Source organism: Dyella sp. S184 (genome assembly GCF_009766065.1).
Classification (GTDB): domain Bacteria; phylum Pseudomonadota; class Gammaproteobacteria; order Xanthomonadales; family Rhodanobacteraceae; genus Rhodanobacter.
Genome location: NZ_LMUE01000009.1, coordinates 642,264 through 666,271, shown reverse-complemented (window position 1 = coordinate 666,271; position 24,008 = coordinate 642,264). Strand labels below are relative to the sequence as shown.

The window sequence follows — 24,008 nt, the reverse complement described above, 5'->3', positions numbered from 1 at the left end:
CTGGCCGAAACATGCCAGAAAGTTCTACTTCTGTGGCGTCTACCTAGCGGGGGAGCTTACGGTACTTCATGGCAACTCCTTGGCGAAGTAAGCCGCCGCTTTTTTTAAAATGTCTCGCTCCTCCGTGACGCGAGCCAACTCGCGCTTGAGGCGCACGATCTCCGAGTCCTGATCTGCGGGCTTACGCCCGGAGCCCGGGAACGACAGCTCGCCCAACCGAACCTGTTCGGCCTTCCACTTGTAGAGTTGATTTCGGCGGATGCCCAAGTCGATTGCCACTTCTGACGCCGGGCGTTCGCCGGCGTCGAGCAGCCTTACCGCTTCGCGCTTGAACTCGGCAGTGAATCGTTGACGCTTGACCATCTGACACCTCCCAGGGGATTGTCCCTGTTCAAAGGTGTCCGTCAAACCCGGGCCAGCTCAACCTGACCCCGTTCCGGCGAAAACCCTGTCAGTGAGCAGATTATGACTCAAAGAAGCACCAAAAAAAGATACTGGCTTTATGTGCTGGGTATCGTTACAGGCCTCTCAGGCCTTGTAATTACATTAGTTTATTTCAGTGATTTTCTAGTGCGACTCTTTGGCATTTTTATGACATTAGGCGGTGCGTATTTGGTGAGAATTTCTAGAGCGCCAAGCTTGGTAAGATCAAGTGAAACGACCGCAAATAGCTCTTATTTAGTGAGTGTCAATCGGACAAGGCGTCGCTGGGTGTGGTTCTTAGGTGCCATCTCATTAGTCGCATCAGGAATTTCGTTTGCTTTTATGTATAAGGATGCACTAGATGGTTACAATCATGCTTGGCCTCTCTATGCATTTGCCTTAAGCATGGCGGTTTTTGCGCTAACTTCGAGTTACCTTGTTGGTATATTCGTAAGAAATTTGTTTTCTCGTTAGTCCGCGTAATTCTACGTGTTGCTCTCGGTCATCCCTACGACCTTGTATTCGTCGAACGTCACCACCTCCTGCCCCATCCACTCGTTGAGCTGCTGGAAGCGTGTCTGCAGCGGCAGTAGCTCGTTGATCGCGAACACCTGCGCTGCTGGAATGACTGAGCCGAACCCGGTCGTGCCCGCTGGCGCCAGGCCGAGCAGTTGCGGCGGCACACGGTGTGCCCCCAGTACGTCATCACGCGTGACGTTCTTGATGTTCAAGAACTCATCTTGGACGCTGCCCCGTTGTCGTTATCGACATCCCGCAGCCAGACATCGGTCTGCCTTCAAGTTGGCAAGCCTATTGCATAGCCTGTCGCATGAACGATCATGCCTACGACATCTCCTATCTGCTTGAGTCCGAACCGGCCCGGGTCGAAGTGCCTGATCTGCGGGTGGCAAGAGCTGCGCCCGCGAAGCCGCCCAAGCCGTCCGTCGCCGACGCGCAGGAAGCCATGGCGCGAGAACTCTTGCAGGCTGCCGAAGCCCACGAAGAGCTGATCCAGCAATACCTGCGGTTCAGTAGCAGTACCGTTCAGTAGTCACTTCGGACAGTGATGCGCTCATGGTCGCTGAGCGATGCCGCTCATGAGCCAAACATGACCAAGTTCGGCACATGTTCCTGCGAGTTGTCGAAAGCATCAGCTTTCGGTTGAATAGTTGTCGCTGCTACCCGCGGTACAGTCCCAAAAAAAGCCCGGGCAAGCCCGGGCTTTTTGTTGCCTGATGATCAAGTTGTGTTTCAGGCGATCTCGGGCAAGCTTGCCACGCCGGCCTCGATCGCCGCCTTGTGCACCAGCGTGCGCGGCAGGATGCGCGTGAAGTAGAAGCTGGCGGTGTCGCGCTTGGCCTGCTTGAACGCAGCCGACTGCGTGCTGGCTTCGGCGGCAGCCACGCTGCGTGCCCATAAATAGGCGAGGCTGACGTAGCCGGAGTAGTACAGGTAGTCGGTGGCGGCGGCGCCGAGTTCTTCCGGATTGGCCTGCACGCGCTGGGCGAGCTGCAGGGTGAGGTCGCCCCACTGCTTGGTGGCGATCGCCAGCGGGCCGATCAGGGTGCGCAACGCTTCATCGGCGCTGTGCTTCTGGCAGAACACGCTGATCTCCTGCAGGAAGTGCTTGAAGCCCACGCCTTGCAGCTGGAGGATCTTGCGGCCGAGCAGGTCGGCGGCCTGGATTCCCGTGGTGCCTTCGTACAAGGTGATGATGCGGGCGTCGCGGACGAACTGCTCGACGCCGTTCTCGGCGATGTAGCCATGGCCGCCATAGATCTGCAGGGCTTCCTTGGTGCATTCCTGCGCCAGCTCGGTGACCATACCCTTGGCGATCGGAATCAGGAATGCGACCAGTTCGCCAGCAGCCTTGCGCGCGGCTTCGTCCGTGCTGCGCGACTCGACGTCGGTTTGCAGCGCGGTATACAGCAGCAACGCACGCGAGCCTTCGACGAAGGCGCGCTGGGTCAGCAACATGCGGCGCACATCCGGTTGCACCAGCAGGTTGTCGGCCGGCTTGTCGGGGAACTTCGGGCCGGACAGCGAACGCGACTGCAGGCGTTCGCGCGCGTAATTGAGGCTGTTCTGCAGCGCGCGTTCGGCCAGCGCCAAGCCCTGCACGCCAACCGACAGACGTGCGGCATTCATCATGGTGAACATCGCCATCAAGCCCTTGTGCGGCTTGCCGATCAGGTAACCCTCGGCGCCGTCCAGGTTGATCACGCAGGTGGAGCATGCGTGGATGCCCATCTTGTGTTCGATCGCACCGGCGGCGACGGTGTTGCGCGCGCCCAGCGAACCATCCTCGTTGACCTTGAACTTCGGCACGATGAACATCGAGATGCCGCGGCTGCCTTCCGGCGCGTCGGGCAGGCGGGCCAGCACCAGGTGCACGATGTTCTCGGTGAGGTCGTGCTCGCCGGCGCTGATGAAGATCTTGGTGCCGGTGATCTTGTAGGCATTGTTGTCAGTGGGTTCGGCACGGGTCTTGAGCAGGCCGAGGTCGGAGCCGGCCTGCGGCTCGGTCAGGCACATCGTGCCGGTCCAGCGACCCTCCACGATCGGCTTCATGAAGCGTTCGCGTTGCCACTCTTCACCATGCATTTCCATGGCGTGGGTGGCGCCCTCGGAGAGCAGTGGATACAGGCTCCACGCCAGGTTGCCGGATTGGAAGATCTCGGTGGTGGCGGTGCCGAGTACGCCGGGCAGCGCCTGGCCGCCATATTTTTCCGAGTTGGTCAGCCCGGTCCAGCCACCCTCGGCAAACTGCTTGAACGCTTCCTTGAAACCCTTCGGTGTGGTCACCGCCTGGGTGGCCTTGTCGAAATGGCAGCCTTCCTCGTCGGCGGGGCCGTTGGTCGGCGCCAGCAACTGCTCGCTGAGGCGGCCGGCTTCCTCCAGCACCGCGTCGAGCAGGTCGCGGCTGTGTGCCTCGCCGCCCTGCAGCGAGGTCAGGGTCGATTCGGCGCCAAGCACGTCGAACAGGGCAAAGCGCAGATCGTCGAGCGGGGCCTTGTAGATGGTCATGGTGATTCCTTGGTGTCGGGGCGTAGTGGCGGGCGTGGGTCGAGGGTGTTGCGGGTCAGCGATAGGTGTTGGGGATGCCCGGTACCGGCGAGAGCCAGTCGTTGCCGCTGAAGTCGAAATCGCGAAGCTGCTTTTCCTGTTCGGGTTTGGCGCTGGCGCTGCCGCTGACGCGGTAGGCCAGTGAGCCGGCGCTGCCTTTGCCGGCGATGGCCTGCAGTGCCTTGCTCATCGGGGCCGTGGGCAACACGTCAAGCTGGACCACGTCGCCGACGAGTGCCGGGACGTCCAGCTTGAAGTTCGCGTGCAGCCGGATCGGCACCAGCTCGGCGATCTGCAGCTGGCCGTCGAACGACTTGAAATCCATCTCGCCGTAGCTGTTGTTCTGGATGCGCACGGTCAGTTGCCACTGGCCGTTCGGCAGCACCACCAGTTGCTGGATGCTCAGCGTGGGTGGATAGACGCTCTTCTTCTGCGGTCCGCAGGCGATCAGGCCGGCAGCCAGGGCGGCAAGCAGAAAGCCTCGCAACAGTCGTTTCATGGCTTCTCCTCAAACGATTGTTTGAATCTTATCCCAGCCGGCATGACAAAGTCAGCGGCGGTTCCCATCGCGAGGTGCAGCAGGCATCATCGCGGGTCTTCCCTTGCCAGCAGATTCCTTACATGACCCGTCGCATCACTGCCCGCCGCTCGCCGATCCACGGCAACGGCGTATTCGCTACCGCCCCGATTGCCAAGGGCGAGGAAATCATCGAGTACAAGGGCAAGCTGTTGACTCATGCCGAGGCCGACGACTTGTACGGCGACGGCGGCGAGACCGGCCATACGTTCCTGTTCACGCTCAACGACGACTACATCATCGACGCCAACCAGCACGGCAACAGCGCGCGCTGGATCAACCACAGTTGCGCACCGAACTGCCGCGCCGTGGTCGAGGAAAGCGCCAGCGGCGATCCGCGCAGGGATCGGGTGGTGATCGAGACGATCCGCGCGATCAAGCCAGGCGAGGAACTCACCTACGACTACGGCATCGTGCTCGAGGTGCCGCACACCGCACGGCTGAAGAAGCTGTGGGTGTGCCTGTGCGGTTCGCCGAAGTGCACCGGTACCCTGCTCAAATCCAAGCGGTAGTCAACGGTCAAAATTCGCTTCTATACTCGCCATCGTTGCCCGACATGGGGGAGGGCAATGGGGACAGCATCAAGGGGAAGGGCGCGATGGAAGCGAATCCGTATGCCGCGCCAGCGGCCGTGGTCGATGATGTGGCTGCATGGGATGCGTACGATCTGGAAAACCGCAAGGCCGGGCGTGGCAAACGCCTTGGTGCTGCACTGCTGGATGGCCTGGTCAGCCTGATCTGGATTCTCCCGATCATCTGGGGTGCCACCATGGTGGTTGACGTCAGGCATGGGCTGAAGCCTGCCGCACCCATGGTGGGTTTGATTCTGCTGGGTCTGGCCCTGTTGATCGGTGTATTCGTCGTCAACTGCATCATGATTCATCGCAGCGGGCAGACGATCGGCAAACGTGCGCTGGACATTGCCATCGTGCGCACCGACGGCAACCGCGTCGGCTTGGCACGCTACATCTTCCTGCGGGTGATGCCGGTTGTTCTGATAGGCCTGATCCCTTTTGTGGGAAAGCTGATCAATCTGGTTGATCCGCTGCTGATCTTCGGCAAGGAGCGGCGCTGCTTGCATGACCTGATCGCCGACACCATCGTCGTCGACGCTTGATGCTCGACACGGTACGCGAGATCGAAACACCCGAGGGGATCAGCCTGCGCCTGCGCGCGGCCGGTGCGTTGCCACGCGCGCAGGCATGGATGCTCGATGCGCTGCTGCGGCTGGGGGTGTTCATGCTGGCGATGATCCCGCTGTCACTGCTCGGCGTCGGCGGTAACGGGCTGGCCATGCTGTTGATGTTCGGGCTGATGTGGGCCTACTCGGTGGTGTGCGAGGTCTGGATGAACGGCCAGACCGTGGGCAAGCGCATGCTTGGCCTGCGCGTGGTCAATGCCGATGGCACCCCGGTTACCTGGGTGCCATCGGTGGTGCGCAACCTGCTGCGCGTGGTGGATGCGCTGCCAGGCGTGTATGGCGTCGGCCTGGCCTGCACGCTGATCGATCCGCATGCGCGTCGGCTCGGCGACATCATCGCCGGCACGATGGTGGTGCATACGAGCGAGCTGCCGGCCGGCGCACAGGTACCGACCGTCGCAGCGATACCGCCGCCGGTCGTACTGGCGGCCGACGAGCAGGCCGCACTGGTGGAGTTCGCCGAACGCTCCGGTCAGCTCACGCTGCAGCGGCAGGAGGAACTGGCCAATCTGCTGATGTCGCTGACCGGGCGTCGTGACACCGCTGCGGTATCGCAGCTGATCGCCCACGCCAACTGGCTGCTGGGGCGCGCATGAAGCAGGAGCGTTTCGTCGCCATGCACGGTCGCGAATGGGACAGCCTGCAGTCCTGGCTGAGCGCGCTCGAGCGGCAGCCGCAGCGCACGATGCGACAGGAGCATGCGCTGGATTTCCCGCAGTCCTATCGGCGCTTGTGCCATCAGCTGGCGCTGGCGCGAGGGCGTGGCTATAGCCGTGAGGTCACCGATCGCCTGCAGCGTCTGGTGCAGCAAGGGCATCGCGTGCTGTATCGACCACCGGCGCCGCGCTGGCATCGAGTAGCTGTTTTCCTGCTCGCGGGGTTTCCGCGCCTGGTGCGCTCGCAGTGGCGCTGCATGACGGCGGCGGCGCTGCTGTTCTATCTGCCTGCGCTGATCACCCTGGTGCTGATGCAACTGCGTCCCGAGTTTGCACATACGGTATTCAGCAGCGCGCAGCTGGCGCAGTTCGAAAAAATGTATGACCCAGGCAATCCCCACATCGGGCGCAGCAGTGGAACTGACCTGCAGATGTTTGGTTTCTACGTGATGAACAACGTCAGCATCGCATTTCGCACCTTTGCCTCGGGACTGTTCTTCGGCGTCGGTGCGATCTACGTGCTGGCTGCCAACGGCGTACTGATTGGCGGCGTCGCTGGGCACCTCAACGCGATCGGTTATGGCGGCCCGTTCTGGCGCTTCGTGGTGGCGCACTCGGCGTTCGAGCTGAGCGCTTTGGTGATTGCCGGCGGTGCCGGCCTGCAGTTGGGCCTGACCCTGCTGATGCCGGGTCGGCAACGGCGCGGCCCGGCCATGGTCGCCGCCGGCTGGGTCGGTGCGCAGCTGGCGTTGGGCGCGTTTGCGATGCTGCTGGTCGCCGCTTTCATCGAAGCCTACTGGTCGTCGATCGCGGCGCTGCCAAACGAGGTGAAGTTCGGCAGCGGCGCGTTGCTGTGGTTGCTCGTGCTGGGCTGGTTGTGGCGCGGTGGTCGGGAGCGCAGCAATGGAGCTTGAACGGATCAGTGTGGTACTGCGACCGCGCGCGCCACGCGAGGCGTTGGACCTAGGTGCCGTCATGCTGCGGGCAAATGCGCGTGCGGTGTGGTCGGCATGGTTTGCGTTCACCTTGCCGGTGTTCGTGACCTGCAATGCACTGGGTGTTGCGCTGGGTCTGCCCTGGCTGGGTCTGGTGTTGATGTGGTGGCTCAAGCCGTTGTTCGATCGGCTGCCGCTGTACGTGCTGTCGCGTGCGGTGTTCGATCGCGCTCCGGGCTGGCGTGAGACGCTGCGCGGCCAGGGCCAGTGGCCGTGGGGCAACACGTGGGTGGCGCTGAGCTGGTTGCGGATCGACAGCAACCGATCGCTGCGCCTGCCGCTGGAGTTGCTCGAAGGCCTGCCGGGCAAGCAGCGTTCGGCGCGCTGGAGCGTGCTGCGGCGGCGCATCGTGGCGGATGCCAGCCTGTTGACCTACGGTTGCCTGCAGTTCGAGCTGGTGTTGTTTCTCAGCGTATGGTTGCTGGCGCTGCTGTTGATCCCACGCGAATGGTTGCCGGATTCGTTGCCAGCCTTCTTCCGCGTCGATGTGCATGCAGCCTCGACGGTCTGGATGCTGCTGACATCGGCCGTGGCCTATCTGGCGATGAGTGCGATCGAGCCGCTGTACGTGGCGTGTGGATTCGCGCTGTATCTCAACCGTCGCACGCAGCTGGAGGCGTGGGACATCGATCTCGCATTCCGTCGCCTGCGCGAGCGGCTGCAGGCGAGTGGCAAGACTTTGGCTGTGCTGCTGGCGTGCGCCTGTTGCTGGCCGCTGGCGGGTCATGCAACCAGCAGCCCGCAAGGTTCACGGGTGACGACGCCGACATCGCTGGAACAGGTGTTCACGCAACCCGTAGACGGAGCTGACCAGCAACGTTTCGAAGCCGCCGCCACCGAGGTCTATCGCGACCCGCGCTTCGGTGGCGAGCGCAAGGTGCGCGAGTGGGTGCTCAAACACCCGTCGGCACCGCAGCCTACGGCCACGCCGATGCAGCCGCTGTTTCCGGCGTTCGCAGGCATGGTGGCGACGATTCTGAAGCTGGCGCTGTGGTTGCTGGTGGCGGTGGCGATCGGGGCCTTGCTGCGCTTCGTCTGGCGCTGGCGCGGCACGCGCGTCCACATCGATGTGGGGTCCACCACTCCGCTGCCGACATTGCGCACACACGTGGTAGCGGATGTGCCGTTGCCGGCGGATCTTGCCGGGGCGATCCGTACACTCTGGCGCGCACAGCGCCAGCGCGAGGCGCTGGCGCTGCTGTATCGTGGCTGCGTGGAACAGACCACGCGGCTGCTGCAGCTGCCCATGTCGATCGATGCGACCGAGGCGTACTGGCTGCGTCAGGCCACGACGATGGCCGACCAGGCGCGTGCCCAACGTGTCGTCGCGATCGTGCGCACCTGGCAGTTCGCGGCCTACGCCGGGCGTTATCCGGATGACGCTGTGGTCGAGAGTCTGCTGGTCGGCTGGCCGGTGCAGGTGGGAGCACCCGCATGAACCGCAACGCGTTCTATGTGAGCCTGTTGGCGCTCGGCGTGCTGCTGCTTCTGGTCGGGGCCTTCTTCGCCACGTTCGAGCGCAAGGATGTGACGCAACCGGTGGCCGCACATGGCGAGGCGAGTTTCAACCGCTTCTTCGCGCTTGAGCAGATGCTGAGCCGGCTGGACTTTACGGTGAGTTCGCAGACCTCGCTGAATCCGCAACAGATGCCACTCAGGCCCGGTGACACCCTGGTGCTGGGTGACGATGTCAGCCGCATCGATGTCGATGACGCCAGGCGGATCGCCGCGTGGGTTCGCACCGGCGGTCACCTGCTGCTGTCGCCGGGCTCGGTCGTGGCTGCCACGCACACGCCGCTGTTCGAGGCGTTGAACCTGCTCGATGCGCGCAAGGCGGAGTTCGCCTGCAGCTTGATCCATCCGGTGGGTGGTGTCGGTGACAAGGAGAACGATGATGTGCAGTTGTGTGGCCAACGCTTCCGCTTGAACCCGGTGGCTGGCGCGGCGGTCGATGCGGCGATCGGCAATCTGCAGGATGGCTATCTGTTTGCCCGCACGAAAGTGGCGGCCGGTACGGTCAGCCTGCTGGTCGACATGGACATGATCTCGCGCGAGCAGTTGCGCAAGACCGCGGCCCAGCAGTTTGGCTGGCGCCTGCTGGCGCCGAATCTCGGGCAGGGGCAGATCTACCTGGTATACGCACTGGACGGCATGTCGTTCCTGAAACTGCTGTTGCTCAAGGGCTGGCCGGCGCTGCTGGCACTGAGCCTTCTGCTGGCCGCGTGGATGGCCATGCGCAGCGAGCGGTTCGGGCCGCTGATGCCGGCACCGGCTTTGCATCGGCGCGCCCTGCTCGAGCATGTGCAGGCGGCCGGCGAATTCATCTACCGTCGCGACAGCGGGCGCAGCCTGCACAACCTGGCTTGCCAGGCGGTGCTGACACGCCTGCGTCGACGCGACCCGGCCTGCGCCATGCTCAACGGCGATGCCCTGTATGCGCGCCTCGCGCTGCGCAGCCAGCTGGCCCCGGAGCAGATTGCCCAAGCTTTCCAGTCCCCCGCGAACGCACAGGCGTTTCGCGCATGCATCATCACCCTGGCGCGACTCAGGAGCCGCCCATGACTACCGAAACCCTCGATGCCGCGCCGGTCACATCGCCGGTATCGCTTTCGCTCGCCGAACTCGGCGCGCATGCGCGTGCCCTGCGCGAGCAGGTCGCACACGCCTTCATCGGCCAGACCGAGGTGTTCGACCAGGTCTTGCTGGCCTTGCTGGCGGCCGGCCATGTACTGATCGAGGGCGTCCCTGGCCTGGGCAAGACTCTGCTGGTGCGTGCACTGGCTGCGTCAGTCAGTTGCACCTTCGGCCGTGTGCAGTTCACGCCTGACCTGATGCCTGCCGATGTCACCGGCCATGCGATCTACGATCCCAAGAGCGAGCGTTTCCAGATCCGCCGCGGCCCGGTGTTCGCGAACCTGCTGCTGGCTGACGAGATCAATCGCGCACCGGCCAAGACCCAGGCGGCGCTGCTCGAATCGATGCAGGAAGGGCAGGTCACCATCGAGGGCCGGCGCTTTGCGCTGCCGGCGCCATTCATGGTGGTGGCTACGCAGAATCCGATCGAGCAGGAGGGCACCTATCCATTGCCCGAGGCGCAGCTCGACCGCTTCCTGATCAAGGTGGTGATCGGCTACCCCACGCTGGAGGACGAGCGCCGCATGGTCGCCAGCGTGGTCAACGGCAAGGTAGCCGCCGATCTCGATGTCTCGCGGGTGAAGCCGGTAATGGGACAGCCGGAACTGCTGGCGTTGCAGCAGGGCGTCGCTGCGATCCGCATGGATGCCGCAGTAACTGACTATGCCGTGCGTATCGTGCGCGCCACGCGCGAATGGTCGGGCGTGATCGGTGGCGCTGGTCCACGCGGTGGCTTGGCGCTGGCGCGGCTGGCGCGCGCGCAGGCGGTACTCGATGGACGTGATTTCGTCACCCCGGACGATGTGCGCGCGGTGGCGCTGCCAGCGCTGCGGCATCGCCTGCTGCTGGCACCCGAGGCGCTGATCGAGCGCCAGCGCGCGGACGACGTGCTTGGCGCGCTGCTGCACAAGGTGCCGGCACCTCGCCAATGATGCGACCGGCACCGCTCCTGTTGTGGCTGCTGGCCGGCTGGACCGTGCTCGGCGTGCTGGCCAGTCTGGGCTGGCTGCCGTTGCCGACATGGCTGGCCTGTGGCCTCGCCGTCGCGATGCTGGCGCTGTTCGATGGCTGGCGCCTGCGCAGAGCGCCTTCGCCGCAGCTGCAGCGCGAAGTGGCGCCGGTGATGCCGCTGGGTCCGGAGGCGCGCGTCAGTCTGCGTCTGCGCGCAGTCACCCGGCGCACACAGCAGTTGCGACTGCACGACCTGCATCCGGGTGGCTGGACGGTGCGTGGAATGCCGCGCAAATTGTCGTTGCAGTCTGGCAACGAACTGCTGCTCGATTACACGGTGACGCCGGATGCCCGCGGCCAGTTCAGCTTTGACGGTTGCCATCTGCAACTGCGCTCGCCGTGGTACTGCTGGACGTCACGCCGGGTGATTGGCGCAACCTCGACGGTGAAGGTGTATCCGAATTTTGCGTCGCTGGCGGAGTTGGCCGGGCTCAGCGTGGAGCTGGCCTCACGCAGTGTCGGCGCGCGGCTGCAACGGCGTCGCGGCGAAGGCACCGAGTTTCAGGAGTTGCGCGATTACCGCGTCGGCGACAGCCTGCGCAAGATCGACTGGAAGGCCACAGCGCGCAGCAACCGGTTGATCTCACGCGAGTACCGCGACGAGCGCAACCAGCAGGTGGTACTGATGCTCGACTGCGGCCGGCGCATGTTGGCGCAGGACGATCATCTGGCGCATTTCGATCACGTGCTGAACGCGTCACTGGCGCTGGCCAGCATCGCGCTGCGCCAAGGCGATGCGGTCGGCATGCTGGCCTGCACCGGCCAGCAGCAACGCTGGTTGCCGCCACAGCAGGGCAGTGGCGGCATGGACATGCTGCTCGCCGCCGGTTACGACCTGCAGGCGATGCCGCTGGCGACCGATTACCTCGCCGCGGCCAGCGCACTGCAGGCACACCAGCAGCGTCGCGCGCTAATCGTGCTGATCACCAACGTGCGCGACGAGGACGATGCGGAATTGCGTGCAGCAGTGGCGATGCTGGCGCAGCGTCATCTGGTGATGCTGGTCAGTCTGCGCGAGGTGGCGCTGGACCGGGTCGCCGCCGAGGCCGGCGACAGTCTGGAAACCGGCATCCGCAGTGCAGCGGCGATGCACTACCTGAGCGAACGTGAACGCGTGCACGAAGGCCTGCGCCGCGAGGGCGTGAACACGCTCGACGTAAGCTGCGGCGAATTGTCGGGTGCACTGATCGAGCGCTATCTCAGCGTGAAGCGGGGTGGCCGGCTTTAGTGTGCTGCTGCCGTGGCCTTCATGGCTGCGTCTCACCGTCGTAGCCGATCGCGACCACCTCGATCGACAGGTCGCCGGCCGGGCGTTTCCAGTTCACCTCGTCACCGACGCGGGCGCCGAGCAGGGCCTGCGCCAACGGCGACAGATAACTGACCCGATGCTGTTCGGCATCGGCTTCGTCCTCGCCGACGATGCAGTAGCGCTGTTCGCCTTCGACGCTGTCCACGGTGACGATGGCGCCGAACGCGACGCGGTCCTGCGGCTGCGACAGCAGATCCACTTCGATCGCGCTGTTTATGCGTGCGTGCAGCCAGCGCAGCTCGCGTTCCAGCGGCGCCAGTTCGTTCTGCTGCGTCATCGTGTCGGTCGAGGCTTTCAACGCATCGCGTCGCGTGGTGGCCGCCTGAAGCCGCGCACGCAACTGCGCCAACCCATGCGGGGTGACGTAGTTCGGGTGCTCGCTCAGTGGCAAGTCCGGCAGCGCCGGCGCATCGCCGCCGTCGGGTTCCTTGGTGAAGGCTCGGCTCATCGTGTTCTCCCGCGACCATGCGCAGTGCACGTGCTGATGGATGTAAATGGCGGCCATTCCGCCATGAATCAAGCGTCGGCGTGACGACCATGGCGATCGGGTGTCAGCGATCGGCTCTTTCCGCGTCGCCCGGCGCTGCCGGCTTGCCGATCCAGCGTGCGGTGTCCAGTTGCCGGTCGATGGTGTTGGCCAGTTGTTCAATCCTTGGGCGCACCGCATCGGCAGTGGCACCCGCGCAACCGTTGTAGAAATCAACGCTCTTGCTGCCTTCGCTGTCGACGACAGTGATCTTGATGCCTGGCATGTCGCTCATCACCGGTTCGCAGCCATCGTCGTGCGAGACATAGCTGTCATGCATCGAGCGGAATCCGACCTGTTCAACTGCGGCGAGAATGTTCGCCAGCTGCGCCGGTGTGGCGTGGCCGCGCGCGCTGCCGGTCCGCATATGCAAGTGGCCCTCGAAGCTGATCTCGCCATCCGATGCCGCCGTCACGGTATAGCTGGGGCAGTTGCCGAAACAGCTGCTGCGCTGCAAGGTGACACTCATGCCATGCGTTGGCTGGTCCGGCGCAGCATCGACGCGCAGCCCGCAGGCGCCTAGCCATAGCGCAGCGCAGGTGATGATGCTGCGGCCGAGCGGGATGCGAGCCGGATTCATCGGATTCTCCATGGTTGTCTTCGGATGTTGCCAGCTCGCCGGTGCGGCACGATGCCGGACCCGCTTCAAGCCTGCAGTTGTTGTACATCAGTCCTCATCCACATGCGGCTTCCATGCCTCGCTGAGCTGTTTCTGCACGTTCGGCGGCACCACTTCGTAATGGCTGAGGTCCAGGCTGTAGCGGCCACGTCCCCCCGTCATCGACTTCAGTTCGGTGGGATAGTCGATCAGTTCGGCCAGCGGCGCCTGCGCCTTGATTACCAGCTCGCCGCCGCGCTGGGTGTCGGTTCCCATGATGCGTGCGCGTTTACCGGCGAGGCCGCCGGTAACGTCGCCGACATTGTGCTCGGGTATCGCCACCTCGACATTCACGATCGGCTCCAGCACCACCGGGCGCGCCTTGCCGATGGCGTCGAGGAAGGCCTTCTTGCCGGCGCTGATGAACGCCACCTCCTTCGAATCGACCGGATGGTATTTGCCGTCGTAAACGGTTACCCGCAGATCCTGCAGCGGGTAGCCGGCAATGGCGCCGTGCTCCATCGCCTGCCGCACGCCTTTCTCGATCGCCGGCAGGTACTGACCGGGAATCACGCCACCCTTCACTGCATCGACGAATTCGAAACCGACGCCGCGATCGAGCGGCTCCACCCGCAGGAACACCTCGCCGAACTGGCCGGCACCGCCGGTCTGCTTCTTGTGCCGGTGATGGCCTTCGGCGTGGCCGGCAATGGTTTCGCGATAGGCGATGCGTGGCGGATGGGTTGCAACCTCGACGCCGTAGCGCTCACGCATGCGTTCCAGCATCACCTTCAGGTGCAGGTCGGATAGCCCACGCACCACCGTCTCGTTGAGTTCCTTGTGGTGCTCGACGCGAAAGCACGGGTCCTCCTCGGCCAGCCGTGCCAACGCGTTGGAGAGCTTCTGTTCCTGGCCTTTGTGCTTCGGTTCCAGCGCGAGGCCGAACATCGGTGCCGGAAATGCCAGCGGAGCGAGCGTGATGCGATCCTCTTCGTGCGAATCGTGCAGTACCGCATCGAAGTGGATGTCCTCGATCTTCGCCACCGCGGCGATGTCGCCGGGAATGGCGGCCTCGATTTCCACATGCGTCTTGCCCTGCAGGCGGAACAGATGGCCGACCTTGAATGGCTTGCGGCCGTCGTCGATCAGCAACTGGCTATCGCGACGGATCGTGCCCTGCCACACGCGGAAGATGCCAAGCTTGCCGACGAACGGATCGTTGACGATCTTGAACACATCGGCGATCACGTGACTTTTCGGATCGGGATTGATTTCCAGTGCGGTGCCGTCGCCACGCACGAACGGTGGCGGGTTGCCCTCGGCCGGGTTCGGCAGCAACCGCGCGGCGACTTCAAGCAATTCGTGGACGCCCGCTCCCGTACGTGCGCTGACGAAGCAGATCGGCACCAGGTGCCCTTCGCGCAGGCACTGCTCGAACGCGTCGTGTAGCTGCTGCGGTGTCAGTGCAGCTTCGCCGGCGTCGAGGTAGGTGCCCATCATCGTCTCGTTGATCTCCACGACCTGATCGAGGATGCGCTGGTGCGCCTCGGCCAGCGAGGAGAAATCAGTGGCCCCCTCGCTGTGGAAGAAGCAGTCGAGCACGCGCTTGCCGTGGCCCGCGGGCAGGTTCACCGGCAGGCATTCGCTGCCGAACTCCTCGCGCAACGTGTCCACCAGAGCCGCGAGGTCGGCGCCATCGAAGTCGATCTTGTTGATCACCAGCATGCAGGCCAGTCCGCGTGAGCGCGCATGCGCCATCATGCGACGGGTGCCGTGCTCGATGCCGTTGATCGCATTGACCACCACCGCCACGGTTTCCACCGCCGCCAGTGCGGACAGCGTGGCGCCGCGGTAGTCGGCGTAACCGGCGGTGTCGATCAGGTTGAGGTGATAGCCAGCACGATCGATATGCGCAACGCAGCTGTCGATCGAGTGGGCGCGCGCCTTTTCCTGGCTGTCGGTATCCGAGACGGTGGTGCCGCGCTCCACCGAACCGGCGGTCTGGATCGCGCCGCCGGCCAGCAGCAGTGCTTCGAACAGCGTGGTCTTGCCCACGCCGGAGTGGCCGGCGAGCGCGATATTGCGGATGCTTTCCGTGGTGTACGACACGATGCGACCCTCCCATGACTGGGCGCGGGTCGTGCCGGCTTGGACAACGGCGCCGCACGAAGCCGCGCGTTGGCGACTGAAGTGGCGGGCCGTCATGGTCGTCCGTGAGGGCGGTCATGGCGGGGCGGCGAGTGACGCCGCCCGCCTAGCCTTGAGCGAATGCGGTGCGTGGTCAAGCTGCACTGCGGGGAACCGGCGCGGCCCTGCAGCGGTCTGTCATGGGCGCGTGAATTCCCCATGCGTCTGCGAGTCCCCCTGGGTTCAAACGCCATCCGGCATCCTGTCGGCAATGATTCGTGCCATTGAGGTGTCGTCATCGTTCATCCGTTGCAGGTCGGGCAGCACAGCCAGCCATCACACGATGGCTCGCCAGGTCGTGGGCTGTCCCCGCTGGATGGGCCGACACGGGCGCGGCTGCGGCAGCTGCGCTGGCGCGATCCGTGGCATGAGCGACGCTGGCACGGCCTGGCGTTGGTCGTGGCGCTGCTGCTGCATGTGCTGTTCATGCTGGTGATCTGGGGCGAGATGCGCCCGCAGCCGATATCGACGATGCAGCATGCGCAGCCGCAGGAAGTGCTGGAGGTGCGCTTCATCACGAATGCGCCGGTTGCCGTGGTTCCGCCGCCGCCGGCACTGCCGCCGCTGGTCGTGAAACCACGCGCGTTGCCGAAACCGCGCGAGTTGGAGCCGGTGTCGAAGGACGCGATGACCGTGCAGTTGCCGCCACCGAAACCGGTTGACGCGGCGAAGTTGTACGACAAGAACGGCGCGCTGCTGTTGCCGACATCGGCCGCCAGTGCCCCGACTTCCGGCTACGTATCGAACATGCCGCAGGGCAACACCCAGATCATGCAGCACAGCAGTCCGGTCAATTACCAGGCGACGCGCTTCGAGAAGGATTGGAACGGCAATGGCAATGTGGTCGACGATGCATTGCAGAAGCTGGTGGACAAGACCACGGTCAAGAAAACCATCAACCTGCCCGGTGGCGTGCGTCTTCATTGCGGTATTTCCCTCGCCATGCTCGCCGGTGGCTGCGGCGGCGATCCGCCACCACCGCCCTCGGCGAAGGATGGCGACGAGCGTTTGAGCATGGCTCCCCGGCCGCTGGCGGTCGATCCGCATGCAGCCAGGCCACCCAGCGTGGAGGCATGCATCGCGATGTACCGTGCCGGCAAACCGCTGGCGTCGGGTTGTCCGGTGGATACGCCGAACCGCGCAGTCGATGCCGAGCTGCATGATCGTGCCGCGGGTGCCGCCAGTCATCCCTGAGTGTCACGCGGAACCGCGGCTGCGCCTATTACACTTGTCGCATGCCCTTGCCGCCCCCGGATCAGCCTGACACCAGCCGTCCCGCCAGCCATCCGTCGCGGGCGATCCTGAGCTCGCCGCGGGCCGCTGCTGCTCGTGCCAGTGTCTACCGTCGGCGCAACCGGGAAAGCCCACGCGAGCGGGGCATACGTATCATCGCGGCGGTGGGTGCGCTGCTGCTGCATCTGGTATTCCTGTTCGCCTTCGTGCTCGGCCCGGCGTATGTAGTGAAGCTGCCGCCTGAGTCGAAGGAGCAGTTTCTGCAGGTGCGTTTGATCGAAGCACCCGAGCCGCCGCCACCGCCGCCCGTGCTCGGCACGCCGCCGAAGGAATTGGGGCCGCGCCACCAGGGGCGCGCCAGCCGGCCTTTATCCAGCAGCCAGAGCAGCGCGGGTATGCAAGTGACCGTTGCCGAAGCACAGCCTGCCCCGGCGCCGCCAGTCGTTGCACAGGCGCTGAAATCCAGTGCTTCGACTCCAAAACCGGTGGCCGCACCCACGCCTCCGGTGAGCCTGCCGAAGCCGGCACCGGCACCTCAGCTGCAACCGATTCCGCTGGCTGTCGAGCCGCCGACAGTGAACCTGCCGATACCCTCGTTGCAGCCGCCGGTGCCGCCGAAGTTCCAGCCCGAATCGGTGCGCAGGCCACAACTCGAAGGCACTCGTCCGCAACCGCCGCCCGCATCGCTGGCGCTGCCTGAGTTGCCGATGCAGGCAGCGCCGCCGATTACCATATCGAGCATCACGTTGAATACCATGGTGCCCAAGTCCAGCGCGCCAGCCAGCGTGACACCGGTTCGTGCAGATATATCTGCCGCTCCACCAGTACCTGAGCTGCAACCGATTCCGCTACCGGCGCAGCCGGCGCCCACGGTAAATCTGTCGGCCCAGTTGAGCGTGCCTAGTCCAACGGTGCCGCACGAGAAGCCACAGCTGCAGGCGCCAAAGATCGAGGTGGCCGAGGCCGAGCTGGCAGCCGTGCCGCTGGCGCCAGCGGCACCCGCACAAGTGCCGCTGCCAGTGCCGACGGTGAAGATCGAGGACATCAACAAGGCATCCGCGCCGGCCATCCAGCCATCCATCGAGCGACCACAACTCAGCGCGCCGCCCGAGGTCGCCACGGCACCTGCCCAGTCACCGTCGACGGCGAGCAAGCCGGTCGAATCGACATCACCTGCCGCCAGCGAACAGCCGGCGACCGCACCGAACTCGAGCCAGGCCGGCACGGAACGTGACGTCAGGACCGCGCCCAATGCCACTCCAATGGGCAGCGACACCGCTACGCCGGGTGTGCCCAGTGGCGTGGCGACCGCGCCGGAGAGCGAAAGCAGCCATGCCAATGGAGCCGAGCCCAAACCCGGGCAAGGCAGCGCCAAGGGCGTCGGTGGCAAGGAGCAGGGGCCGGGCCAGCTCGGCGGCAACCAGCCTGGCGCTGCCGAGGGCGCGAAGCAGGGTGCGCTTGGCGGTTACGTGCAACTGAAACCGCAAGGCGACGCCGAGGTCATGGGTCACGGCACCCCGAATATCGGCTACAAGCCGACACGCTTCGACAGCGACTGGACACCGGAAGGCGAGAGCTCGGTCGATACTGCGCTGCGTCATGCGGTGGAAAAAACCACCGTGGCGCATACCTTCCATTTGCCACGTGGCGTGCGCGTGGAATGCAAGGTGGTACCGCTGCTGCCGATGGCTCTATTCGGCTGCGACAACCCTGATCCGCCGCCCGCACCCGTCGCCGCCAAGGTCTATGACCGCCTGCACCTGGCACCGGCTAATCCGGTGGCCGCGCCCGCGCCTGCGATCAGCACCGCTGCTCCGGTAGCCCCACTCAAGCTCGACAACAGTGTGCAATGCGCCGAAGCACGCGTTGCCGGCGGCCCACCGCCACCTGGCTGTGAAGCCATCACGCTGCCAGTCAAGCTGGCCCATCCAGCAGGATCGTCGTCCAGCTCATGGGTGCCGGCGAGCGACCAGTTCCATTAGTGTTTTCTACACAGGTAATGTATCGCCGACATTTCCACTTATGGCGGCGCGAGAATTGACCTGCTCTTTGCTGCTTCTCTTGACGCGAATCCTATGTGAATCGTCTCGATCTCCTCCGCACCGCGATGATTCCAACGAGAATGGATGGAAGCAAAAGCATTGCGCCCAGGACGCTTTCGATTTCGTTATTCAGTCTGGTCACGGGATCACCAAGGATAGATACGCTTGGGTCGGTTGCGCGGTAATAGACCGTTACCGAATCTCCAGCTCTTAATGACTCAAAAGGAGGGTTGCCAAAACCTAAGTCGCCGAATCCTTTGTACGTCCTGTCGTCCACGCGATAAGAATAATGAATGGTCTGATGATTGCCGGGCTCCAGAGATAGAACTATCCCCGATGACATGACACCGTCCGAAGCCATTGCGCGATATCGAACAAGGTTTACTGAGCCAGTTAGCGCGCCAACTAGTAGAGCCATCGCAATCCAAATCGAAGCGTAGAACACGACGGGGTGATTTGAATGCTGCTCTATCATGCTCGGCTCTCACTGGTTTGCGTCACAGCGTATCAGCGAGCGGTTGAACCCGCCGTCGAGAGCGGAAATTCACGGTTCCATGCGATCCAATCGATCTTGTCCGACTCGTTCAGTGGGACGCAGCACGGGCTGGCCTTGTTATGCCGCGGAGACGAATTCCTTCGGCACATTGGCATCGATCCAGTGGGTGATGAACACCTCGAGCGCCACCCGCTGGGGAACCTGGATACCGGCTTCCCGCACGAAAGCAGCGGCGGCCTGGATGAACGACTGCTTCGACTGGCTGGAGGCTTGCCGTGCGGCGGCCTGCTGCTGCCGGAGCTGGACGATATGGGGCGATGGCTGCCCTGCTTTGGCGAACTTCTGGTGGCGACGCAGCTCGCCGGCGACCAGCTCGGTGTCGAACGACGCCTGCAGCGTGGCCTTGCGGGCTTTCAACAGCTGGATCAGGTAGCCGGCGGCTTTCGTCAGTTCCTCGGTTCCATCCGAAGCGAAAAGAATCCGGGCCAGGAGCGGGGAAAGCGGTACGCCTGCTGCCTGCAGAGCGGGCGCGTCGGGAAGTTCCAGATGGCTCAGGAAGCCTTCCTGAGGAAAGAGCATTTTCGTTGCCATGGGGAACCTGGTTCTGGGGAGCATGCACGATACGCCCTCACCAGCGGGGCGCCACTCGGTCACAGCAGCCGCAGCAACTCCTTCATCAGCGGCAGTCGCCGAACGCGTACGGCGGTGGCGCGGAACACCGCGTTCGCCAGGGCCGGAGCAGCGGTGGGCATGGCGAGAAAACTGGCGCCGATGGGTGGCAGGTCATCATGGGGAACCACGATTACTTCCACGGCATCAGGCAGTTGGGCCATGCTGGCCAGCGGGTAATCCTTCAGGTTGTGTTGCTGGATCTGGCCATCCTTGAAGGTGATCGCCAAGTTGAGTGCGATGGAGAGCGCGTCGAGAGTTGCGCCAGCGACCTGGCCTTCCAGTCCTGTCGGATTGATGACGCGACCGACGTCGACGGCGCAGACGGCGCGCTCGATGACCAGCTTCTCACCCTGCATCGCCACCTCGATCGCGTGCGCCACATAAGCGCCTTCGACATGCCAGCAGGCGATGCCCAGCCCGTTGACGCTGTGCAGCCAGTTCTTCCAGCCGATGCGGTCGGTGACCAGCTTCAGCACGTTGATCAGGCGCGCGGTGTCCAGCACGCCGCCCGCGCTCAGCGACAGCTGGCGCGGTGTACCGAGCAGGCGCATGTGGGTGTCGAGCGGATCCTCCTTCATGCTGTGCGCGATTTCGTCGATGAAGCTTTCCACCGCGAATGCGTTGCTCAGGTGCGGCATGCCGCGCATCGGGCCACGCGGGATCGCAGAGTTGAGGGCGTACCAGTCACTGCGATAGTTCGGCACCAGCGCGGCGGGCAACTGGTCGGCCTGCAGTTCGGAAGTCCACAGGCGGTTGTCCGGTACACCGCGATGCACCAGGGCCGAAGCGCTGGCCATGCGCTGGTCCCAGCCGATCAACTGGCGCTTGCGATCCATGGTCATGCTGAGTTGGTGCACGCTGCCGGAGCGGTAGTAGTCGTGCTCGAGATCCTGTTCGCGCATCCATAGCAGGCGCACCGGTTTGTTGACGACCTTGGCCAGCATCACCGCTTCGGCAACATAGTCGTGGTCAAGCCGGCGGCCGTAACCACCACCGACGCGCGGCACGCTGACCTCGATCTGGTCGGGGCCGAGGCCGGTGAGGCGTTGCACCACGGCCCAGGCTTTCTGTGGCGCCTGGGTCGGAACGACCACGCTGGCGTGATCCTTCTCCAGTCGCACCATGCAATTCATCGGCTCGGCGGTGGCATGCGCCAGCCACGGCTGGTAATAGCTTGCCTGCAGCCGGCGCGCGGCTTTCTTGCCGGCGGCATCGACGTCGCCGTCGTCGCGCACGCGCGAGGTGGGAGCTGTCTTGCCGGCAAGCAGGGCATCGGCCTGCTGTTCCAGTACGGCGCTGTTTTCGCTGCCGCTGGCACCGGGCTTCCATTCGAGCTTGAGCTTCTGCCGTCCCTGCAGCGCCGACCAGGTGTCTTCGGCCAGCACGGCCACCGCCGGTGCAATCACCGTGCTGCCCAGCGGCTGGCCGGGCTCGGGTTTGAGCGAGATCACGTCCACCACGCCCTTGACGGCCTTGGCGTCGGCGAAGTCGAAGCTTGCCAGCGTGCCATCCGGCCAGGGGCAATGCACCAGTACGGCGACCAGCGCGTCGCCGTAGTAGTGGTCGATCGCATATTGCGTCTGACCGGTGACGATCTCGCGTGCATCCACGTCGCCGGCGGGACTGCCGATCAGCTGGTAACGATCAGGTGTCTTGGGTGCTGGTGGATTGTTCGGCAGGGCGATCTTGCTGGCGTCGCCGGCGAGGCTGCCATAGCTGAGGCGGCGGCCGTCCGGCGCGATCACTGTGCCGGAATCGCAGCGCAGTCGATCGGCCGCCACGCCAAACCGACGGGCCGCAGCCTGCAGCAGCAGCCAGCGTGCCAGCGCGCCCACGCTGCGCAGATCGTTCCAGGCGGCAGGAATCGATCCGCCGGTGCCACCGACCTGACGTCCGTAGGTCCAACGAGGCTGGCCGTTGTTGTCAGTCACGCCGAGCCCGAGCGGCACCACGCTGACGCTTTTCCAGTCGGCATCGAGTTCATCGGCGATGATCCGCGGCAGCGAGGTGGCCACGCCAGTGCCGGTATCCGGATCGCGCGCGCCGATCAGCACATTGCCGTCGCTGTCGATGCGCACGTACGCGCCGAGGTCGTAAAAAGTATCGCCGAGCATGGCAGCCGGCAGCGGCGCATCGGTCGCGCTGGCCGTACGGATGCCGACCAGCAGCACGCCGGCGCCACCGGCCAGCACTTGCAGGAAACGGCGACGCGAAAGTCGGATGCTGTCGCTCATAGCTGGCTCACCTTGCCGGCGGCAACGCGCTTGATGGCACGGCGCACGCGAGTCTGGCAGCCGCAGCGGCACAGATTGGGCAGCTGGTCGATATCGTCATCGGTCGGATGAGGCTTGCGCTTGAGCAGGTCGACCGACGCAATCAGCCAGCCGGGCGTGCAATAGCCGCAACCGATCGCATCCTCGTCGATGAAAGCCTGTTGCACCGGATGCAGGCCGCCGTCGTTTGCAGCCAGCCCCTCTACCGTGGTCACCGACTTGTCGGCCAGTTTCGCCATCGGCTGGGTGATCGCCGAGACGGCATTGCCATCTATGAGCACCAGATCGGCACCGGTGGAGTCGTGGCCGCCGGCGTACTTGGTGCCAGTCAGCCGCAGTATGTCGCGCAGGTACCACAGCAGCGGCATCTGCGGATCGCCCGTGTGACGGTAATGCTCGCCGTTGATCTCGAGATCAATGCCGTCGCGCACCTTCTCGGCCACGATGCTGCTGTCCGAAGTGACCGGCACGGCCTGGGCTTGCACTGGCGCCATCCAACATCTCCTTGAGTCCTATCCGCACATTGTGGCATTGCTGCCGATGACTTAGGTGCGTGCGCGACTGAACAAGTGGCGCCAGACCAGATACACCGGCACGCCGGCGGCCATGATCAGTGCGCCGATGCCGGCGTTGCGCGGGTTGTCGCGCATCGTCATTACCACCACCCACGCCACGGTGCCGATGAACAGCAGCGGCAGCCATGGGTAGCCGGGGACCTTGAAACTGGCCGAACCGCCATCGCGGCGGCGATACCAGAACAGTGTGGCGACGCCGGCCGCGCAGGCCAGCCAGTCGCCGAACGTGGCGTAATCCAGCAGTTGGCCATAGCTGCCCGACAGTGCCAGCACGATCGCCCAGCCGGCCAGCAACAGCAACGCCGTGTTCGGCGTGCGATAGCGCGGATGCAGCCGCGCCACCGCGTGGAAGAACAGCCCATCCTCGCCCATCACTTGCAGCACCCGCGCGCCGGCGACCAGGGTGATGTTGCAGAAGCCCAGCGTGGAGATCGCCACCCCCAGCGCGATCACCTTGGCACCGAGCGGGCCGAATACCTGCTGCATCACGTCCGCTGCCGGCGCGCGGCTGGCCGCGAGCCCGGCATGACCGAGCACGGCCAGATAAGCCACGTTGACCAGCACGTAGGCGGCGATCACCAGCAGCATGCCGAGGAACAGTGCACGTGGCAGCGTGCGTTGTGGATCGCGCACTTCGCCGGCCAGATTGTTGAGATAGGTGAAACCGGAATAGGCAAACAGCACCGGCAGCGCCGCACCGATGAAACCGACGTCATTACGGGCCGGGTCGACGGCCAGGATCTGGCCATGACCGGCACCCGCGAGGAACAGGCCGCATACCACCAGCACCGCCACCGCCAGCAGCTTGAGCAGGGCGAACAGGTTCTGGATCTGCGCGCCCAGGCGGATACCGAACAAATTGATCCCGCTGACGAATACCAACGCGCCGATGGTCAGCGGCAACGCCATCGACGGTGGCAGGCCGAACGCCGCCGCCGTATAGCTGGCGAAGATGGTCGCCACCGCGGCGGTGGAGCCGGAATAGATCACCAACAGCATGGTCCAGCCGAACAGGAACCCGGCCAGCGGCCCGAACGCCTCGCGCAGGTACACATAAGTGCCGCCCGCGTGGGGTCGACGTGCACCGAGCTCGGCGTAGCACAGCGCGCCGATCAGGGTGAGTACACCGGCGCCGGCCCACATCAGCAGCAAGGTCAGGCCCGAGTCGGTGCGCTGCGCGGCAATGCCCGGGTTGAGAAAGATGCCGCCGCCGATAATGCCGCCGACCACGATCAGCGCGGCGTCCCACGGACGTAGACTGCGCTGGTAACCACTATCGGGTCTGGGCATGGCAAGCGGCTTTAACCAAGGAAGGCCGAAGCATGACGGCCGCGTCGCCACGCGGCAAGCGCGCCCCGCATGTGCAGATTGGCAATGACGATAGGCGTGCTGGCGATCCATATAGTCAACCGTTACATGCATGTCGCGCTGTGCATGATTACGTTGAGCTGTCTTGCAAGATCACCAGGGACAAAAGCACGTAAAGACGAACTCAGAAAGTTGCCATCTGCATAGATTCTTGAGCGGCATTCAC

The 24,008-nt window shown here is 64.3% G+C and carries 23 protein-coding genes; 12 read left to right on the top strand and 11 right to left on the bottom strand.

What is annotated here, in order from left to right:
• Nucleotides 1-66: 66 nt before the first annotated feature.
• Nucleotides 67-363: a transposase gene (locus GSQ75_RS15250; RefSeq protein WP_158755692.1), complete on the bottom strand. Its 297-nt coding sequence runs from the start codon at nt 361-363 to the stop codon at nt 67-69.
• Between the two features lie 102 nt (nt 364-465).
• Here GSQ75_RS15250 and GSQ75_RS15245 point away from each other — a divergent pair, with 102 nt between their 5' ends.
• Nucleotides 466-897, top strand: coding sequence for a hypothetical protein (locus tag GSQ75_RS15245; RefSeq protein WP_158755691.1), 432 nt, complete (start codon nt 466-468; stop codon nt 895-897).
• Nucleotides 898-908: 11 nt separating this feature from the next.
• On the opposite strand, the gene GSQ75_RS15240 is transcribed toward GSQ75_RS15245, so the two are convergent.
• A complete protein-coding gene (locus GSQ75_RS15240) occupies nt 909-1,154 on the bottom strand; it encodes a hypothetical protein (protein WP_158755690.1) in 246 nt (81 codons plus the stop codon).
• Nucleotides 1,155-1,252: 98 nt separating this feature from the next.
• Here GSQ75_RS15240 and GSQ75_RS15235 point away from each other — a divergent pair, with 98 nt between their 5' ends.
• A complete protein-coding gene (locus GSQ75_RS15235; protein ID WP_158755689.1) occupies nt 1,253-1,474 on the top strand; it encodes a hypothetical protein in 222 nt (73 codons plus the stop codon).
• A gap of 200 nt (nt 1,475-1,674) precedes the next feature.
• On the opposite strand, the gene GSQ75_RS15230 is transcribed toward GSQ75_RS15235, so the two are convergent.
• Nucleotides 1,675-3,450, bottom strand: coding sequence for an acyl-CoA dehydrogenase C-terminal domain-containing protein (locus GSQ75_RS15230; RefSeq protein WP_158755688.1), 1,776 nt, complete (start codon nt 3,448-3,450; stop codon nt 1,675-1,677).
• Between the two features lie 55 nt (nt 3,451-3,505).
• On the bottom strand, nt 3,506-3,988 hold the full coding sequence (locus GSQ75_RS15225; RefSeq protein ID WP_158755687.1) for a hypothetical protein: 483 nt from the start codon (nt 3,986-3,988) through the stop codon (nt 3,506-3,508).
• A gap of 122 nt (nt 3,989-4,110) precedes the next feature.
• Between GSQ75_RS15225 and GSQ75_RS15220 the strand changes: the two genes are divergently transcribed.
• Genes GSQ75_RS15220 through GSQ75_RS15185 form a run of 8 tightly spaced genes read left to right on the top strand, consistent with a single transcriptional unit; the run spans nt 4,111 to nt 11,791 of the window.
• Complete coding sequence (locus tag GSQ75_RS15220; protein ID WP_158755686.1) at nt 4,111-4,578, top strand: SET domain-containing protein-lysine N-methyltransferase; 468 nt, start codon at nt 4,111-4,113, stop codon at nt 4,576-4,578.
• Nucleotides 4,530-5,183 (top strand): RDD family protein, encoded by a 654-nt coding sequence (locus tag GSQ75_RS15215; protein WP_254058599.1) that lies wholly within the window; start codon nt 4,530-4,532, stop codon nt 5,181-5,183. Before GSQ75_RS15220 ends, GSQ75_RS15215 begins: the two co-directional genes overlap by 49 nt.
• A complete protein-coding gene (locus GSQ75_RS15210; protein WP_158755684.1) occupies nt 5,183-5,863 on the top strand; it encodes an RDD family protein in 681 nt (226 codons plus the stop codon). Before GSQ75_RS15215 ends, GSQ75_RS15210 begins: the two co-directional genes overlap by 1 nt.
• Nucleotides 5,860-6,837, top strand: a complete 978-nt coding sequence (locus tag GSQ75_RS15205) for a stage II sporulation protein M (protein ID WP_158755683.1) — start codon at nt 5,860-5,862, stop codon at nt 6,835-6,837. The genes GSQ75_RS15210 and GSQ75_RS15205 overlap by 4 nt, the downstream gene beginning before the upstream one ends.
• Nucleotides 6,827-8,356: a DUF4129 domain-containing protein gene (locus GSQ75_RS15200; RefSeq protein WP_158755682.1), complete on the top strand. Its 1,530-nt coding sequence runs from the start codon at nt 6,827-6,829 to the stop codon at nt 8,354-8,356. The genes GSQ75_RS15205 and GSQ75_RS15200 overlap by 11 nt, the downstream gene beginning before the upstream one ends.
• On the top strand, nt 8,353-9,480 hold the full coding sequence (locus GSQ75_RS15195; RefSeq protein ID WP_158755681.1) for a DUF4350 domain-containing protein: 1,128 nt from the start codon (nt 8,353-8,355) through the stop codon (nt 9,478-9,480). The genes GSQ75_RS15200 and GSQ75_RS15195 overlap by 4 nt, the downstream gene beginning before the upstream one ends.
• Nucleotides 9,477-10,484 carry a MoxR family ATPase gene (locus GSQ75_RS15190; RefSeq protein WP_158755680.1) on the top strand — a complete coding sequence of 336 codons (1,008 nt, stop codon included), beginning with the start codon at nt 9,477-9,479 and terminating at the stop codon, nt 10,482-10,484. The genes GSQ75_RS15195 and GSQ75_RS15190 overlap by 4 nt, the downstream gene beginning before the upstream one ends.
• Complete coding sequence (locus GSQ75_RS15185) at nt 10,484-11,791, top strand: DUF58 domain-containing protein (RefSeq protein ID WP_158755804.1); 1,308 nt, start codon at nt 10,484-10,486, stop codon at nt 11,789-11,791. Before GSQ75_RS15190 ends, GSQ75_RS15185 begins: the two co-directional genes overlap by 1 nt.
• A gap of 19 nt (nt 11,792-11,810) precedes the next feature.
• Here GSQ75_RS15185 and GSQ75_RS15180 read toward each other — a convergent pair whose 3' ends face one another.
• The 3 genes from GSQ75_RS15180 to fusA all read right to left on the bottom strand — a co-directional run bounded on the left by GSQ75_RS15180 (nt 11,811) and on the right by fusA (nt 15,105).
• Nucleotides 11,811-12,320, bottom strand: coding sequence for a GreA/GreB family elongation factor (locus tag GSQ75_RS15180; RefSeq protein ID WP_158755679.1), 510 nt, complete (start codon nt 12,318-12,320; stop codon nt 11,811-11,813).
• Between the two features lie 103 nt (nt 12,321-12,423).
• Entirely contained in the window at nt 12,424-12,978 is a 555-nt protein-coding gene (locus GSQ75_RS15175) for a DUF6438 domain-containing protein (protein ID WP_158755678.1), read from the bottom strand.
• Nucleotides 12,979-13,065: 87 nt separating this feature from the next.
• On the bottom strand, nt 13,066-15,105 hold the full coding sequence (gene fusA, locus GSQ75_RS15170; protein WP_158755677.1) for an elongation factor G: 2,040 nt from the start codon (nt 15,103-15,105) through the stop codon (nt 13,066-13,068).
• Between the two features lie 327 nt (nt 15,106-15,432).
• Here fusA and GSQ75_RS15165 point away from each other — a divergent pair, with 327 nt between their 5' ends.
• Nucleotides 15,433-16,377 (top strand): hypothetical protein, encoded by a 945-nt coding sequence (locus tag GSQ75_RS15165; RefSeq protein WP_254058598.1) that lies wholly within the window; start codon nt 15,433-15,435, stop codon nt 16,375-16,377.
• A gap of 41 nt (nt 16,378-16,418) precedes the next feature.
• Nucleotides 16,419-18,398, top strand: a complete 1,980-nt coding sequence (locus GSQ75_RS15160; protein ID WP_174236739.1) for a hypothetical protein — start codon at nt 16,419-16,421, stop codon at nt 18,396-18,398.
• Between the two features lie 673 nt (nt 18,399-19,071).
• Here the strand turns inward: GSQ75_RS15160 and GSQ75_RS15150 are convergent.
• The 4 genes from GSQ75_RS15150 to GSQ75_RS15135 are packed head-to-tail and all read right to left on the bottom strand — an operon-like array spanning nt 19,072 to nt 23,764.
• Nucleotides 19,072-19,545: a hypothetical protein gene (locus GSQ75_RS15150; protein ID WP_216840694.1), complete on the bottom strand. Its 474-nt coding sequence runs from the start codon at nt 19,543-19,545 to the stop codon at nt 19,072-19,074.
• A 59-nt stretch (nt 19,546-19,604) separates the two neighbouring features.
• Nucleotides 19,605-21,860, bottom strand: a complete 2,256-nt coding sequence (locus GSQ75_RS15145) for a molybdopterin cofactor-binding domain-containing protein (protein ID WP_158755675.1) — start codon at nt 21,858-21,860, stop codon at nt 19,605-19,607.
• Nucleotides 21,857-22,393, bottom strand: a complete 537-nt coding sequence (locus tag GSQ75_RS15140) for a (2Fe-2S)-binding protein (protein WP_158755674.1) — start codon at nt 22,391-22,393, stop codon at nt 21,857-21,859. Before GSQ75_RS15140 ends, GSQ75_RS15145 begins: the two co-directional genes overlap by 4 nt.
• Before the next feature lie 51 nt (nt 22,394-22,444).
• Nucleotides 22,445-23,764 (bottom strand): amino acid permease, encoded by a 1,320-nt coding sequence (locus GSQ75_RS15135; protein ID WP_158755673.1) that lies wholly within the window; start codon nt 23,762-23,764, stop codon nt 22,445-22,447.
• Nucleotides 23,765-24,008 lie beyond the last annotated feature (244 nt).